Annotated in this window: 17 protein-coding genes; 7 read left to right on the top strand and 10 right to left on the bottom strand. The window is 69.3% G+C overall.

Features of this window, described 5'->3' with window-relative positions; all coding sequences use genetic code 11:
* Positions 1-185: 185 nt before the first annotated feature.
* On the top strand, positions 186-440 hold the full coding sequence (locus A9X03_RS06400) for a hypothetical protein (protein WP_067750584.1): 255 nt from the start codon (positions 186-188) through the stop codon (positions 438-440).
* An 83-nt stretch (positions 441-523) separates the two neighbouring features.
* Here the strand turns inward: A9X03_RS06400 and A9X03_RS06395 are convergent, their stop codons facing one another.
* From A9X03_RS06395 to A9X03_RS06385, 3 genes are read right to left on the bottom strand one after another with little or no spacing between them, the layout of a single operon-like run.
* Entirely contained in the window at positions 524-934 is a 411-nt protein-coding gene (locus tag A9X03_RS06395) for a VOC family protein (protein WP_067781499.1), read from the bottom strand.
* 4 nt (positions 935-938) lie between these two features.
* Entirely contained in the window at positions 939-1,385 is a 447-nt protein-coding gene (locus tag A9X03_RS06390) for a helix-turn-helix transcriptional regulator (protein ID WP_067750579.1), read from the bottom strand.
* Between the two features lie 10 nt (positions 1,386-1,395).
* Complete coding sequence (locus A9X03_RS06385) at positions 1,396-2,298, bottom strand: NAD(P)-dependent oxidoreductase (RefSeq protein ID WP_067889651.1); 903 nt, start codon at positions 2,296-2,298, stop codon at positions 1,396-1,398.
* Positions 2,299-2,484: 186 nt separating this feature from the next.
* Here A9X03_RS06385 and A9X03_RS30670 point away from each other — a divergent pair, with 186 nt between their 5' ends.
* Positions 2,485-3,159, top strand: coding sequence for a PE domain-containing protein (locus tag A9X03_RS30670; protein WP_067750573.1), 675 nt, complete (start codon positions 2,485-2,487; stop codon positions 3,157-3,159).
* Between the two features lie 17 nt (positions 3,160-3,176).
* On the opposite strand, the gene A9X03_RS06375 is transcribed toward A9X03_RS30670, so the two are convergent.
* Positions 3,177-4,361 (bottom strand): acyl-CoA dehydrogenase family protein, encoded by a 1,185-nt coding sequence (locus A9X03_RS06375; protein ID WP_067889649.1) that lies wholly within the window; start codon positions 4,359-4,361, stop codon positions 3,177-3,179.
* A gap of 121 nt (positions 4,362-4,482) precedes the next feature.
* Here A9X03_RS06375 and A9X03_RS06370 point away from each other — a divergent pair, with 121 nt between their 5' ends.
* Entirely contained in the window at positions 4,483-4,863 is a 381-nt protein-coding gene (locus tag A9X03_RS06370) for an NYN domain-containing protein (RefSeq protein WP_067889646.1), read from the top strand.
* Positions 4,860-5,819: a nitronate monooxygenase family protein gene (locus A9X03_RS06365; RefSeq protein WP_068260187.1), complete on the top strand. Its 960-nt coding sequence runs from the start codon at positions 4,860-4,862 to the stop codon at positions 5,817-5,819. Before A9X03_RS06370 ends, A9X03_RS06365 begins: the two co-directional genes overlap by 4 nt.
* Here the strand turns inward: A9X03_RS06365 and A9X03_RS06360 are convergent.
* Together A9X03_RS06360 and tpx are read right to left on the bottom strand one after the other, a co-directional pair.
* On the bottom strand, positions 5,800-6,111 hold the full coding sequence (locus A9X03_RS06360; RefSeq protein WP_231969120.1) for a DUF4333 domain-containing protein: 312 nt from the start codon (positions 6,109-6,111) through the stop codon (positions 5,800-5,802). The two genes, A9X03_RS06365 and A9X03_RS06360, sit on opposite strands and share 20 nt — an antisense overlap.
* A gap of 159 nt (positions 6,112-6,270) precedes the next feature.
* Positions 6,271-6,765 (bottom strand): thiol peroxidase, encoded by a 495-nt coding sequence (gene tpx / locus A9X03_RS06355; protein ID WP_067750551.1) that lies wholly within the window; start codon positions 6,763-6,765, stop codon positions 6,271-6,273.
* Positions 6,766-6,876: 111 nt separating this feature from the next.
* Here tpx and A9X03_RS06350 point away from each other — a divergent pair, with 111 nt between their 5' ends.
* Both A9X03_RS06350 and A9X03_RS06345 read left to right on the top strand, forming a co-directional pair.
* Positions 6,877-7,827, top strand: coding sequence for a GlxA family transcriptional regulator (locus A9X03_RS06350; protein ID WP_067750544.1), 951 nt, complete (start codon positions 6,877-6,879; stop codon positions 7,825-7,827).
* Between the two features lie 18 nt (positions 7,828-7,845).
* The gene (locus A9X03_RS06345) at positions 7,846-8,583 is read left to right on the top strand and encodes a DJ-1/PfpI family protein (protein WP_067750539.1); all 738 of its coding nucleotides are present in this window, start codon (positions 7,846-7,848) and stop codon (positions 8,581-8,583) included.
* 48 nt (positions 8,584-8,631) lie between these two features.
* On the opposite strand, the gene A9X03_RS06340 is transcribed toward A9X03_RS06345, so the two are convergent.
* On the bottom strand, positions 8,632-9,105 hold the full coding sequence (locus A9X03_RS06340) for a nuclear transport factor 2 family protein (protein ID WP_068260183.1): 474 nt from the start codon (positions 9,103-9,105) through the stop codon (positions 8,632-8,634).
* A 58-nt stretch (positions 9,106-9,163) separates the two neighbouring features.
* Here A9X03_RS06340 and A9X03_RS06335 point away from each other — a divergent pair, with 58 nt between their 5' ends.
* On the top strand, positions 9,164-9,934 hold the full coding sequence (locus A9X03_RS06335) for an SDR family oxidoreductase (RefSeq protein WP_068260179.1): 771 nt from the start codon (positions 9,164-9,166) through the stop codon (positions 9,932-9,934).
* A gap of 1 nt (position 9,935) precedes the next feature.
* Here A9X03_RS06335 and A9X03_RS06330 read toward each other — a convergent pair whose 3' ends face one another.
* The 3 genes from A9X03_RS06330 to A9X03_RS06320 are packed head-to-tail and all read right to left on the bottom strand — an operon-like array spanning position 9,936 to position 12,625.
* On the bottom strand, positions 9,936-10,709 hold the full coding sequence (locus A9X03_RS06330; RefSeq protein WP_068260176.1) for a YqjF family protein: 774 nt from the start codon (positions 10,707-10,709) through the stop codon (positions 9,936-9,938).
* On the bottom strand, positions 10,706-11,365 hold the full coding sequence (locus tag A9X03_RS06325) for a hypothetical protein (RefSeq protein ID WP_067750521.1): 660 nt from the start codon (positions 11,363-11,365) through the stop codon (positions 10,706-10,708). The genes A9X03_RS06330 and A9X03_RS06325 overlap by 4 nt, the downstream gene beginning before the upstream one ends.
* Before the next feature lie 27 nt (positions 11,366-11,392).
* Positions 11,393-12,625, bottom strand: coding sequence for a serine hydrolase domain-containing protein (locus A9X03_RS06320; RefSeq protein WP_067750518.1), 1,233 nt, complete (start codon positions 12,623-12,625; stop codon positions 11,393-11,395).
* Between the last annotated feature and the right edge of the window lie 64 nt (positions 12,626-12,689).

Raw genomic sequence — 12,689 nt, 5'->3', positions numbered from 1 at the left:
CATGGTGCCGCACGGCGGGTCCGCCCGAGCGCGACGCCGACCCGCCCTCGTCTTTCACCACGAGATGGGCGTGCGCCCGTGCCTCCGTCGTGCGGACAACGTTGGGATCGGTAGCCCGCGCCGCGATTTGTACTTGACGCAACGACGACGCCACTCCGGCGCCGCCTCACGAAAGGAAGTCAGAAATGAAGATCGTCCCGGCCAGCATCGAAGACCAGATCAATCGGGTCGACCGGCAGCGCAGCCTCTACATCGGACTCAGCGCCGGCGCGGTCGCGCTATGGAGCGCGTACCGGCTCATCTGGGCCCTCTACATCGGGATGACCTTCGGCTGGCTCTTCGGGTCGATGGTCTTCCAACTGGTGCTGTGGGGCGTGATCGGCACGGTCTCGGCGGTGGCGGCCTTTGGGTTCCTGACCCGCTACTCCAAGGGATCATGACCGCGGCCGTGAGCTGAGGAAAGCCCCGAATCCTGATGCGGTTCGGGGCTTTCCCGCGTCGAGGCGAAGTCGGTATCCGGCGGCTAGCGCAGTTGTTGGATACGGATCAAGTTGCCGGCGGGGTCGCGCACCGCGCAGTCACGGAGTCCGTACGGTTGGTCTGTCGGCTCCTGGACGATGTCGACGTCGTCGGCCTGCAACCGTTCGAAGGTGCGGTCGAGGTCTTTGGTGGCCAACAGCAACGTGGCGTAGCTGCCCTTGGCCATCATCTCGGCGATCGTGCGCCGTTCGTCTTCGGTGATGCCCGGGTTGGCGGCCGGTGGGTTCAGGACGATCGAAGTGTCGGGCTGGTTCGGGGGGCCCACGGTGATCCAGCGCATCTTGCCCTTGCCGACGTCGAGGCGGACCTCGAAGCCGAGCGTGTCGCGATAGAACGCGAGCGAGGATTCCGGGTCGTCGTGCGGCAGGAAGCTCGAGTGAATCGTGATGTCCATGGGGTCAGGCTAGGTGCGGCCCAGTGACCGGTGCTTCTCGATTCCTGACCGGTCTGGTCACCTGTCTGGCCACGCACGGCGGCATTCCGGCCAGCGCGTCCACCGCCCGGCGCCGGTAGGTGCTCGGCGGCACGCCGACCAATTCGGTGAAGCGCGTGCTGAAGGTGCCGAGCGAGGAGCAACCGACGGCGAAGCACACGTCGGTGACGCTCAGGTCGCCGCGGCGCAGTAGCGCCATCGCGCGCTCGATGCGACGGGTCATCAGATAGGAGTACGGCGACTCGCCGTAAGCCCGGCGGAATTCGCGGCTCAGGTGGCCGGCGGACATGTGCACCTCGCGGGCGAGCGCCTCCACGTCGAGCGGGCGCGCGTACTCCCTGTCGATCCGGTCACGGACGCGCCTGAGCAGCGCGAGCGTCCGCAGCCGCGCGTGGTCGGATCCTGGGCGCACCTGTCCGCCCCTAAGCGCCGACCAACTCCGGATGGAACTTGGCGGCCATGCGGCGCAGCCCGTCCCGCCAGTCGACCGTCGTGCCCCCGATGAGTTCGTGCATCCGGTCACTGGTGGTGGGATTGCCGCGCAGCGCCTGCGCGCTCACCTCGAATACCGGCTCCTTGCCGACCAGTGAGCCCAGGTGGCCACACCACTGTTGAATGCTGACCGTCTGGTCGCCACACCAGTTGACCGTCGTGGCCGGGACCGACGCCACCTCGAGCAACTTCGGGATGGTCGCGATGATGTCGTCCTCGTGAATAGGGTTGTACTGCGCCGATTCACCAGGGGGGACCGGGATCGGGATGCCCGCCAGCATCATCTCCATGTGGTAGAACGGCCACCCGCCGTTGTCGCCATAGGGAACGTTGAGCCGGGCGATGGTGGTGGGCAACCCAAGAACCCGCGCCGTAGACCGGGCGACGACCTCCCCGGCGATCTTGGAGATGGAATAGGTGGGAAACAGGCACTTGTGGTTGTCGCCCAGGGCGGAGCTTTCGCTTCGGGGAAGTTCGTCCGGCGGGTCGTAGACGGCGGCGGAGGAACAGTGCAGGAAGGCCTTCGCGCCGCGGCAGTGCGCCATCAGCAGCCCGACCGATTCCGCGTTGGCCGCGAGATCCTTGTCCCAGTTCCCGCTCTTGGCCACCGCGAGGTTCAGGACGTACTCGAAATCGCTTGGCAGAGCTGTGAAGTCGCCGGCGGCCAAGTTGACCGTCTGGCAGTGAACGCCCGCTTTCTCCAGGCCTTCGCGTGCGGCCGGGTCGGTGAAGCGGGCGATGCCCCACACCTCGTTGTCGACCGCCAGCGCCCGCGCAATGGGGGTTGCGATTTGTCCGGTCGGGCCGGTGATCAGGATCTTCGAACCGCGCATGCGCTGATAGTAGGCGACGTTGCGACAACGCCCGGGCTTTCAGGGTTCATCGGGATGGGGGCCATCGCCGGGCCGATGAAAAGTGTGGGCAGCACCCCGCCGGCGCCCTTAGACTTGTTGCATCGCCCGGCTCAGCTGGTCCTTTGACGTACCGGCGCTGAACGCCCGCACAGGAGCAGTACGCACATGGAATCGATGTCCCATGACCCGGCCGCCGGTGCCATCGGGTTGCACGTCGTCGACATCGCCACCCGCGGTTTGACTTCCGGCGCGACGGCGTCGGCACCGGTGACCGCGCTGGTCCCCGCCGGGGCCGACGAGGTTTCGGCGCTGGCGGCGGCGGCGTTCGCCGCGGAGGGCGCCGCGATGCTGACGTTGAACACCGCGGCTCAGGAGGAGGTCGCCCGCACCGGCGTGGCCCTGACCGACATCGCCCGGATGTACACCCAGGTCGACGTCGAGGCGGCCGGTGCGTTGGACGTCAGCGGAGCCCGCATCGCCGGCCAGACCTTCGTCGGCCCGACCGGCGGCGGACTGCTGGGCGCAGAGGCGCCGGTCGCCGGCGGCCCGGTCCCCCGCACGCCGCCGCTGGCCAGCCCGGTCGCCGGAGTGCCGGTTGCCAACCCGTCACCGACGGTGCCGACCACCCCGCCGGTGACGCCGAGCCCAGTGGCGGCGATGCCCGGCGCGACCAACGCCGCGTCGACTTTGCTGGGCGCGGGCGCGGCCCCGCTGAGTTCGCTCGGCTCGGTGGCTCAGGGCGCGTCGGCCGGTAGCACCGCCGGACCGGGTCTGGCCTCGTCGCAGACCGGCGCCGAGGACGACGGCCGGCGCGACGAGCCGGGCGAACGCCTGGTGTAGGCGGGACCGTCAGCGGGTCACAACCCCGGCTGGTCCTCGATGATGCCGAGCCAGATCTGCGCGACGTCGATGGCGACCTTCTCGCTGATGAAGGCGTGCTGCGTGCCGGTGTAGATGTCGCGGAAGGCCCGCTCGAGCCGGCTGCCCTCCCGGATCGAACTGGTGCCCGCGACCAGGTGCGCCCACTCGGCGCAGCCGCGGGCCGTGTCGGTCGCGAAGACCGCCGCCACCCGCATATCCGCGCGCAGGGTGGGCGTCAGGTCCTCCCCCGCCGCGACCGCGGCCTCGGCGGTGGTGAACGCGTCGAGCACCAGCAGACGCGCGGCGCGCCAGGCCGCGCGATGGTGCGCCAGCCCTTTCTGGAAGGTCGGGCGGCTGGCCAACGACGCCATGTCGCTCATCCGGAACTTCGTCGCTGCCAGTTCCTGAACGTCGTCCAGCATGCTCTTGGCGACGCCGAGCGCCCAGGACGCGTGACCGGCTGCGGTGACCGGCATCAGCCCCATCCGGGTGGCCGGCGAAGCCCCCCGGTGCGGCTGACGCACGAAGAGCTCGAAGGTGCGGCTCGCCGGGACGAACACCTCTTGGGCGCTGTAGTCGTATGAGCCAGTCCCCTTGAGTCCCTGCACGAACCAGCCGTCGTTGAAGCTGATCTGATCCCGGGGAATCACCGCGACCCGCATCTCGGGGAAGCCCTCACTGATCCAGCGCATTTCGCCGTCGTCCATCGGGAGGAACCCGGCGGCGACGTACTGGGAGTGCCCGATGCCCGAGCCGAAATTCCACGACCCGCTCACCAGGTAGCCGCCGTCGACGGCGGCCCCTTGCCCGTTGGGAAAGAACTGGCCGCCCATCGTGACACGGTTGTCGTGTGCGGTGAACACCTCGGCGAAGCCCTCGTCGGGCAGGTATGCCGCCGCGGCGAACGAGGATGGCAGGTTGGCGATGCCCACCCAACCGAAAGAGCCATCCTGCCAAGCCATTTCGATCCACGTCTCGATCATTTCGGTGAACGAGGGCTCGACCCCGCCGGCCTCGGCCGGGTTGAACGCGGACATCAGCCCGGTCGCCCACATCTCGTCGACGATCGCCGGGGTCAGCGTGCGCGCCCGTTCGGATTCGGCGGCCTCGGCGAGCACCAGCTCGCGCATGCCGCGGGCCAGTGAGACGACCCGGTCATCGGTGTCGGCTATCGAGGTCATTCACCTGTCCCATCGTCGCGACGGCATCACCTGGTGACCGTACCAACCGCTCAGAGTCGAAAAGAATGAAATTCGCGGGTGAGCGCGAGCGCGCGCGATCGGTCGCCCTAGCGTAGGGAGCGTGCGGTGGATCGTGGACGGGATGAACGTGATCGGGAGCCGCCCGGACGGTTGGTGGAAGGACCGCGCCCGCGCCATGGCCGCGTTGGTCGACAGCCTCGACCGCTGGGCCGCCGCCCAGGGGGACGACGTGACGGTCGTGTTCGAGCGGCCGCCCTCGACGGCCATCCCCGCGTCCGTGGTCGAGATCGCCTACGCGCCCAGGGCGGCCGCCAACTCGGCCGACGACGAAATCGTCCGTCGCCTCCGCGCCGACCCCCGTCCGCGCGACGTACGCGTGGTGACGTCGGACAAGGGGCTGAGCGAACGCGTGCTGAGCCTGGGTGCGTCCGTGCACCCCGCCGCCGGCTTCCGTGACCTCATCGATCCGAGGGGAACATGAACACGACGACCAATCGGGTCTGCGGGTTGGCGCGGATCGACATCCCGATCATCCAGGCGCCGATGACGTACATCGCGGGCGCCCGGCTGGCCGCGGCGGTGTCCAACGCCGGGGCGCTGGGCATCATCGAGACCACCTCCGAGCAGGGCCGAGCCGATCTGCGGCGCGTGCGCGACCTCACCGACCGGCCGGTGGGCGCGAACATCGCGCTGATCATGAACCGCGACCCGGCCACCGTGGATCTGCTGGTGGACAACGACATTCGCTTCGTCACCACGTCCGCGGGCGATCCGGGACTGTTCACCGGCCGGCTCCACGATGCCGGCATCACCGTCTTCCATGTGGTGGGCACCCTCGCGGCGGCGCGCAAGGCCGTCGACGCCGGAGTGGACGGGCTGGTGGTCGAGGGTGTCGAGGGCGGCGGGTTCAAGAACCGATTCGGCGCGTCGACGATGGTGCTGCTGCCTTTGGTCGCGGCGCACGTCGACGTGCCGATCGTGGCCGCGGGCGGGATCTGCGACGCACGTTCGATGGCCGCCGCGTTCGTTCTGGGCGCCGAAGGCGTGCAGATGGGCACCCGGCTGCTCGCCTCGGCGGATTCCCCGGTGCACACCAACCTCAGGCGGGCGGTCGTCGCGGCCGACGAGACGGCCACCGTGCTACTACCCCTCGACGGCAAACGCATGATGCGCGTCATCCGGACGGCGGCCGCCGAGAGGCTCGACGCCGCAACGTCTTCCGGCGAGGGCGCCGCGGCGCTGCAGCGGGTGCAGCGGCTCTACTTCGACGGCGACATGGACGCCAGTGTCGCCAACACCGGTCAGGTCGCCGGACGGATTTCGGACCTCCCCCCGGCCGCCGACATCATCGAGCGGATGTGGGTGGGGTGTCGCGAAGTGCTGGCGGACACCGCGGGCCGGCTGGGGCAGCCGGGGCCTAGCTCGGGCGGCTCCTGACGTCGAAGACGACTTGTTCGCCCTCGACTTTGGTGATGCGCATGTGCGCGGTGTAGGGCTTGCCCTCCGGGCCGGTGAAGTGGCAGTCGAACTCCTGGCCGACCTTGGCTTCGACGCCCGACGGACAGTTCACGTCGGCCGGGTGGAATCCGGTTTGGCTCGAGACGACGTCGACGACGGATTTTGCCGCGCCGTCGGGTTTCACCGTCGTTTTCGTGCCGCACCCGGTGAGCTGCAGGCTCACCACGCCCACCAGCACCCCAGCGATAACACCGAACTTGCCGCCATTCACCGCCGGTACTCCTTTGCCGCCGAGCGTTCCACCGCCCGTCCGGCGGAACGGCCAGGCTAACACGGAAGCCGCACGATGGGACAGCTCAACGCGGCGAACGTCAGCACGTCGCAAACAGGCGAGTGGTGCGGACGGCCGCCGCTGAACGGCTTAGCTGGGTCAGCCCGCCGCGGCCAGCGCCGCGTCGTAGTCCGGCTCCTGGGCGATCTCCGGGACCAACTCGGTGTAGGTGACCTTGCCGTCGGGGCCGACCACCACGATGGCCCGCGCCAGCAGGCCGGCCATCGGGCCGTCGTTGATGGTGACGCCGTAGTCCTCGCCGAAGCTGCTGCGGAACGCCGAACCCGTCTTCACGTTGTCGATGCCCTCCGCCCCACAGAACCGGGCGAACGCGAACGGCAGGTCTTTGGACACGCACACCACCGTGGCGCCGCTGGCGGCCGCGCGCTCGTTGAAGGTCCGGACGCTGGTCGCGCAGACCGGGGTGTCCACAGACGGGAAGATGTTGAGCACCAAGGCCTTACCGCCGAGCTGGTCGCTACTGACCTCCGCCAGGTCGCCGCCCGTCAGGTTGAAGGCCGGCGCCGGGGATCCGACGGTAGGCAGCTCGCCGACGGTGTTGATCGGGTTTCCACGCAACGTTATCTGTGCCATGTCGCACAGTCTGCCAAGCCCGCCGCGGACCCGACGGGTCAGGTCCCGTGTCCTAATTGGTGGGGTGCGCGGCGTAGACGACATCCCGGGGTGTGCCGAACACTTAGATGCATGACTCGCAAGGTGGTCATCGCCGGTTTTCCCGGCGTACAGGCGCTCGACGTGGTGGGACCGCACGAGGTCTTCACCGGCGCGTCGCTGCTCACCGGGGGCGGGTACGAGGTCGCACTGGCCTCCATCGACGGTCAGGCCGTCACCACCCCGACGGGACTGGCCTTCGTCGCGGCGCCGCTGCCGGACCCGGGCGAACCCGTCGACACGGTGGTGCTGCCCGGCGGCGGCGGTGTCGACGCCGCGCGGTCGGACGCCGAGCTGATCGGCTGGATCAAGGCCGTCGCCGCGACCGCCCGCCGCGTGGTCACGGTCTGCACGGGCGCGTTCCTGGCGGCCGAGGCCGGGCTTCTGGACGGGCAGCGGGTGACCACGCACTGGGCCTTCGCCGGTCGGCTGGCCCGCGAGTTCCCCGCGATCGACGTGGACGCCGATCCGATCTTCGTCCGCAGCTCGGAAACCGTGTGGACCGCAGCGGGTGTCACCGCGGGCATCGACCTGGCGCTCTCGCTGGTGGAGGACGACCATGGCACCGAGGTCGCGCAGACCGTCGCGCGCTGGCTGGTGCTGTATCTGCGCCGTCCCGGCGGGCAGACGCAGTTCGCGGCGCCGGTATGGATGCCGCGGGCCAAACGCAATTCGATCCGCACCGTGCAGGAGGCCATCGAGGCCGAGCCTGGCGGCGAGCACAGCATCGACGAGCTGGCCCGTCGCGCGGCGATGAGCCCCCGGCACTTCACCCGCGTGTTCACCGCCGAGGTCGGCGAGGCGCCCGGCCAGTACGTCGAGCGGATTCGCACCGAAGCCGCGCGCCGGCAGTTGGAGGAGACCGACGACACCGTCGTCGCGATCGCCACCCGCTGCGGGTTCGGCACCGCGGAAACCATGCGGCGCAACTTCCTTCGCCGGGTCGGCATTCCGCCGGACCAATACCGCAAGGCCTTCGCCTGAAAGGAAAGGACGACACCCATGACCCAAATCGCGATCGTGACCTATCCGGGCTTCACCGCGCTCGACATGATCGGCCCGTACGAGGTGCTGCGCAACCTGCCGGACGCCGAAGTGCGGTTCGTCTGGCACGAGGCGGGGCCGATCACCGCCGACTCCGGTGTGCTGGTCATCGGGGCCACCCACTCCCTGGCCGAAACCCCTTCGCCCGACGTGGTTCTCGTGCCGGGTGGCCCGTCGACGCCGGTGCATGCGCGCGATGAGGCGTTGCTGGACTGGCTGCGCAGGGCGCACCGAAGCGCTGCGTGGATGACGTCGGTGTGCTCGGGGTCGGTCATCCTGGCGGCCGCCGGCCTCCTCGAGGGCCGCCGCGCGACGTCGCACTGGCTGACCGTCCCGGCGTTGAAGGCGTTCGGTGCGGTGCCAGTGGGCGACGAACGGATCGTGCACCAGGGCAACGTCGTCACGTGTGCGGGAGTGTCGGCGGGACTCGACCTGGCGCTGTGGCTCGCCGCCGAGATCGGCGGCGAGGGCCGCGCCAAGGCGATCCAGCTGGCGATCGAATACGACCCGCAGCCGCCGTTCGACTCCGGCCATCTGTCGAAGGCGTCGGCGACCACCAAGGCGGCGGCCACCGCGCTGCTGTCCCGGGAGAGTGTGAAGCCGGCCAACATGAAGGCCGCCACGATGCTGGCGTGGGAGCAGGCACTGGCGGCCGTTCGGTCGCGGCGGCGGGTGCGACAGCCGGTGACGAGTTAGTCCGATGGTGGCGACACGTCCCCCGGCTTCGCGGGGGACGGGCCGCCACTAGCCTGGCTGGAGGATCTCGTCTGACGCGAGCTGTCCCCCGGCCTGCAGCCAAGCCGTCACCACGCCGGGCGCGTCCCGGTTCGGGTTGTAGATGTCCTCCTCGCTGGAGAACAGGCCGTTTCCGGCGTAGACCAGCCGCGTCCAGTTCGGGAACCAGAACGGCTCACCATTCGGATCCGTCGGGTGGTCGAGCAGGTTCTTGATCATCACCACGACGGCGTCGTTCTCCTCGTCGTGGGCAGTCCAGTCGGACGGAAATCGCATGTGCGGGAACGGCGCCATGACGGCCACGATCCAGTCCCGCACCGCCTCGCGGCCGTGAAACACTCCGTAGTGATGTTCGGTGTAGACGACATCCTCGGTGAAGAGATCGGCGAAGGGTCGCCAGTCGCCCGAGGCGCTGCACCCCTCCACCACCCGCGTGTAGTTCTCGACCGCTTGCTCGATTTCTGCCCTGGTGAATTTGCCCATGGCGGACACACTAGAACTTGTTTCGGTTATAGGTCGCTCGTCTGGATAGGGATCTCGCATGAACGTCTTGAAGTTGTTTGATCTCCGCGGCAAACGGGCGTTGGTGACGGGGGCGTCCAGCGGCATCGGCAAGAAAGTGGCGCAGGCCTATCTGCAGGCCGGCGCCGACGTGGCCATCGCCGCGCGGCGTGCCGACGCTTTGGACGAGGTGGCCCGCGAGATCGCGGCGGACGGCGAGGGCAGGGTGGTGCCCATCCCGTGCGACGTGACCCGGCCCGATCAGGTGACCGCGCTGCTGGACCGGGTGACCGCGGAGCTGGGCGGGATCGACGTCGCCGTTTGCAACGCCGGCATCATCACCGTGACACCGGTGCTGGAGATGTCCCCGGAAGAGTTCGAACGCATCCAAAGCACCAATGTCACCGGCGTTTTCCTCACTGCCCAGGCGGCCGCCAGGGCGATGGTCCGACAGGGTCAGGGCGGCAGCATCATCACCACGGCCTCGATGTCGGGCCACATCATCAACATCCCGCAGCAGGTCGGCCACTACTGCACGTCGAAGGCGGCGGTGATTCACCTGGCCAAGGCGATGGCTGTGGAGTTGGCGCCGCACAACATCCGGGTCAACAGCGTCAGCCCGGGCTACATCCTCACCGAGCTCGTGGAGCCGATGACGGAATATCACCGGCTGTGGGAGCCGAAGATTCCGCTCGGGCGGATCGGCCGCCCCGAGGAACTCACCGGCCTCTACGTTTACCTGGCCGGCGAGGCCTCCAGCTACATGACCGGATCCGACCTCGTGATCGACGGCGGGTACACCTGCCCGTAGGTCACGCGACGACGACGCGGCGGCCGAAACGGGTTCGCACACCCGGCGAGAACAGCGCGCGCAAGCGCTCGCCGGCGGGCCGCACCATGCTGGCCGCCACCAGCTCGTCGTCCAGCTCGACGACCTCGGCGGCGCACAACGGCCAGGGTTCGTGTTCGTTAGGTACCCACCAGGTTCGCCCGGCCCAGCGGGTGTGTGCGCCCCACCGGGCGGTGAGCCAGACCTCGAGCGGCGTCGGGTCCACCGGGGCGCCGACGGTGACCTCGACGCGGCTGCGCAGTCCGCGCCGCGGCCATCGGCGCACGCTGTGGTACGTGACGCGGTCGCCGCGCCGGCTTGTCCGCATCCTCGCCCAGGTGTAGGGCACGCCGAGGCCGGCCCGGACGACCGGGACGACCGCCAGCCGCGTCGTTTCCAGCGACCGGAACAGCACCCCGTGCCGGCCGGAGTCGTCGACGGAATAGAGCCGTACGTTGGTCTCCGGGAAGCGGCCGAAGTACGGAAGCGGAAGGGAGGAGCCGACTTTGGTGCTGTCCATGACGAACGGAACCAGCCCGACGTAGGTCATCCCGTCGGCGAAGACGTCGGGGCGGGTGCCGGGCGGATACATCGTTTCGACGGTGGCGGGCCGGACCGGCCAGTGGATGAACGTCAGGTCCCGCCACCGCTGGTCGAACGTGACAGGGCCGCGAAGCGGTGGTGGTGTGACCGCGAATCCCGCGAGGGGTTGGCTGCCGCCGGGCTCGGCGACCGGCGGGCCGGGCACCGTGGTCATCCCTCCAGCTCCCCGAAGACCCTGCGTTCGATGCCGGCTTGGGTGGTGGCCGGCAACACGACGAGTCCTTCGAGTTCCTGACGCGCCAACTCGTAGGCGCGCCGGCGTTCCTGCGGTGCCGCGGCGGAGTCCGACGCGACCCGCAGCAGGTTCTGCGCGCGCGCAATTCGCTGCTGGTCCGCGCGGGAGAAGTCGCTGCGCCGCCTGCGCATCGCTTCCGTCTCCGCGGTGTTGAAGGCGGTCACGTAATCCTCGACGGCGGTCCGGTATTGCGCGGCGGCCTCCCGGTCGTCGAGGAGATCTTCGGCTTTGCCGGGGCGCAGGAAATCGGCCCGCAGCTTGGCTTTGTGGAACGCGACCGTCAACGGATCGCGCATGTCGGTCATGAGCGGGAAATCCAGGAGCTTGGCGACGTCGAGTTCATAGTCGAGCCATCGCGTGTCGGTGCGGCTGTGCTCTTCGAGGACGCGGCGCAGCGACCGCCACTGGGCGACGTGGTTGTCGCCGGTGTCCGGTGGCGTCTCCGGCCGGTCGGCGACCGGCGGTGGCTCGGCCCGGCGCCGGTTGGCGCCGAACGAGCGGGCCACGGCGACGGCGGCACCCACCAGGGGCAGGACCACGATCAACAGCTCCGCCAGCCGGATGAGCAAACCCACACGGCCAGGATGCCATCACTGTCGTCGTCACGTCTGCGGTCGCACGCCGAGGACGTCGCGAAACAGCGCCTGCCGCAACGCGAGTTCGCGCGGGTCGCTCCAGAGGTGAAACCCCAGCCGGTTCATCACGTAGGCGAACCCGACGCCGGTGTCCGGGTCGGCGCAGCCGAATGACCCACCGAAGCCCGGAGTTCCGAAAGCCCTGCCCGATGATCCGAATTCGAAGTGGGGCACGGGTTTACAGAAACCGAGGGAATACGCCACGTCGACGTTCATCACCTTGTCGCGAATGCCCCGGCTGGGCGGGAGCGCCGGCGCCGCGAGCGCCTCGACGGTATCCCCGCCCAAGCCGAGTTCGGCGCCCCCGGTGGCCGCGCTCCCGTACATGCGCGCAACCGCCCGGGCGGTGCCGATGCCGTTGGCGGAGGGGATCTCGACCGCCCGAACGTCCTCGCGGTTGTAGTCGCCGTTGAACGGGTTGACGCCGCGAGGCACCGCGATCATGCGGGCCGTCAGTCCGACGGGGTTCAGCGAGGCGCCCACGAACCCGGGCGGCATCACGTTCAGGTGCAGCAGCGATTCGGCGCGCACCCAGTGGTGGACGTGCGCGACCCGCTCGCGGTCGACCGAATCCGGCAGGCCGATGTGGAGGTCGAGCCCGAGCGGCCGGACGATCTCGTCGGCCATGAAACGGCCCAGCGTGCGGCCGGCCGGGTCCGTCCGTCGGATCAGCTCGGATTCGTACCAGCCCAGCGTGATCCCGTGGTAGCCGTGCCGCGAACCAGGTCGCCACGCCGGTGCCTGGGCCGCCAGCATGGGCGAGAGCCTGGCCGGATCGGCTACGTCGGCCAGCGTCGGCTTCGGCTTGAGCGCGCAGACCCCGGCCTGGTGCCCCAGGAGCTGGCGGACGGTCACATCGCCCTTGCCCGCCTGCGCGAACTCCGGCCAGTAGTCGGCGACCTTGGCGTCGTAGGAGATGAGCCCGCGGGAAACCGCGACGGCCACGACCAGGGCGGCAACACCTTTGGTCGTGGAGAACATGTTGACCATGGTGTCGGGCTGCCACGGTTGTTTCGCCAACCCGTTGCGGTAGCCGCCCCACAGGTCGACGACCTTGACCCCGTCGCGGTAGACGGCGACGGCCGCGCCCACCTCCGCGCCGTCGCGGAAACTCGCGCGAAAGGCGTCGGCCACCTTTCCGTAGCCGGCCTCCACGTCGCCGCCGATCAGGTCAGCGGGCACCGCAACCTTGAGAACCATTGTCCTGCCTCCGAAAGGGAGACTAAGTCAGCCGCGGCGGCCGGGGCCGTTTTTCGGGCCGTCC

Source organism: Mycobacterium sp. E1715 (assembly GCF_001667625.1).
Taxonomy (GTDB): Bacteria; Actinomycetota; Actinomycetes; order Mycobacteriales; family Mycobacteriaceae; genus Mycobacterium.
Note: the sequence above shows the minus strand (reverse complement) of the source record. Positions and strands in the feature narration are given on the sequence as shown.

Excerpts from the sequence above, each read along its gene's own strand:
- A9X03_RS06345 (WP_067750539.1), top strand. The coding sequence starts at position 7,846 with ATGACCCAAATCGCGATCGTGACCTATCCGGGCTTCACCGCGCTCGAC.
- A9X03_RS06335 (WP_068260179.1), top strand. The coding sequence starts at position 9,164 with ATGAACGTCTTGAAGTTGTTTGATCTCCGCGGCAAACGGGCGTTGGTG.
- A9X03_RS06350 (WP_067750544.1), top strand. The coding sequence starts at position 6,877 with ATGACTCGCAAGGTGGTCATCGCCGGTTTTCCCGGCGTACAGGCGCTC.
- A9X03_RS30670 (WP_067750573.1), top strand. The coding sequence starts at position 2,485 with ATGGAATCGATGTCCCATGACCCGGCCGCCGGTGCCATCGGGTTGCAC.
- A9X03_RS06340 (WP_068260183.1), bottom strand. The coding sequence starts at position 9,105 with ATGGGCAAATTCACCAGGGCAGAAATCGAGCAAGCGGTCGAGAACTAC.
- A9X03_RS06395 (WP_067781499.1), bottom strand. The coding sequence starts at position 934 with ATGGACATCACGATTCACTCGAGCTTCCTGCCGCACGACGACCCGGAA.
- tpx (WP_067750551.1), bottom strand. The coding sequence starts at position 6,765 with ATGGCACAGATAACGTTGCGTGGAAACCCGATCAACACCGTCGGCGAG.
- A9X03_RS06330 (WP_068260176.1), bottom strand. The coding sequence starts at position 10,709 with ATGACCACGGTGCCCGGCCCGCCGGTCGCCGAGCCCGGCGGCAGCCAA.
- A9X03_RS06320 (WP_067750518.1), bottom strand. The coding sequence starts at position 12,625 with ATGGTTCTCAAGGTTGCGGTGCCCGCTGACCTGATCGGCGGCGACGTG.
- A9X03_RS06375 (WP_067889649.1), bottom strand. The coding sequence starts at position 4,361 with ATGACCTCGATAGCCGACACCGATGACCGGGTCGTCTCACTGGCCCGC.
- A9X03_RS06400 (WP_067750584.1), top strand. The coding sequence starts at position 186 with ATGAAGATCGTCCCGGCCAGCATCGAAGACCAGATCAATCGGGTCGAC.
- A9X03_RS06365 (WP_068260187.1), top strand. The coding sequence starts at position 4,860 with ATGAACACGACGACCAATCGGGTCTGCGGGTTGGCGCGGATCGACATC.
- A9X03_RS06385 (WP_067889651.1), bottom strand. The coding sequence starts at position 2,298 with ATGCGCGGTTCGAAGATCCTGATCACCGGCCCGACCGGACAAATCGCA.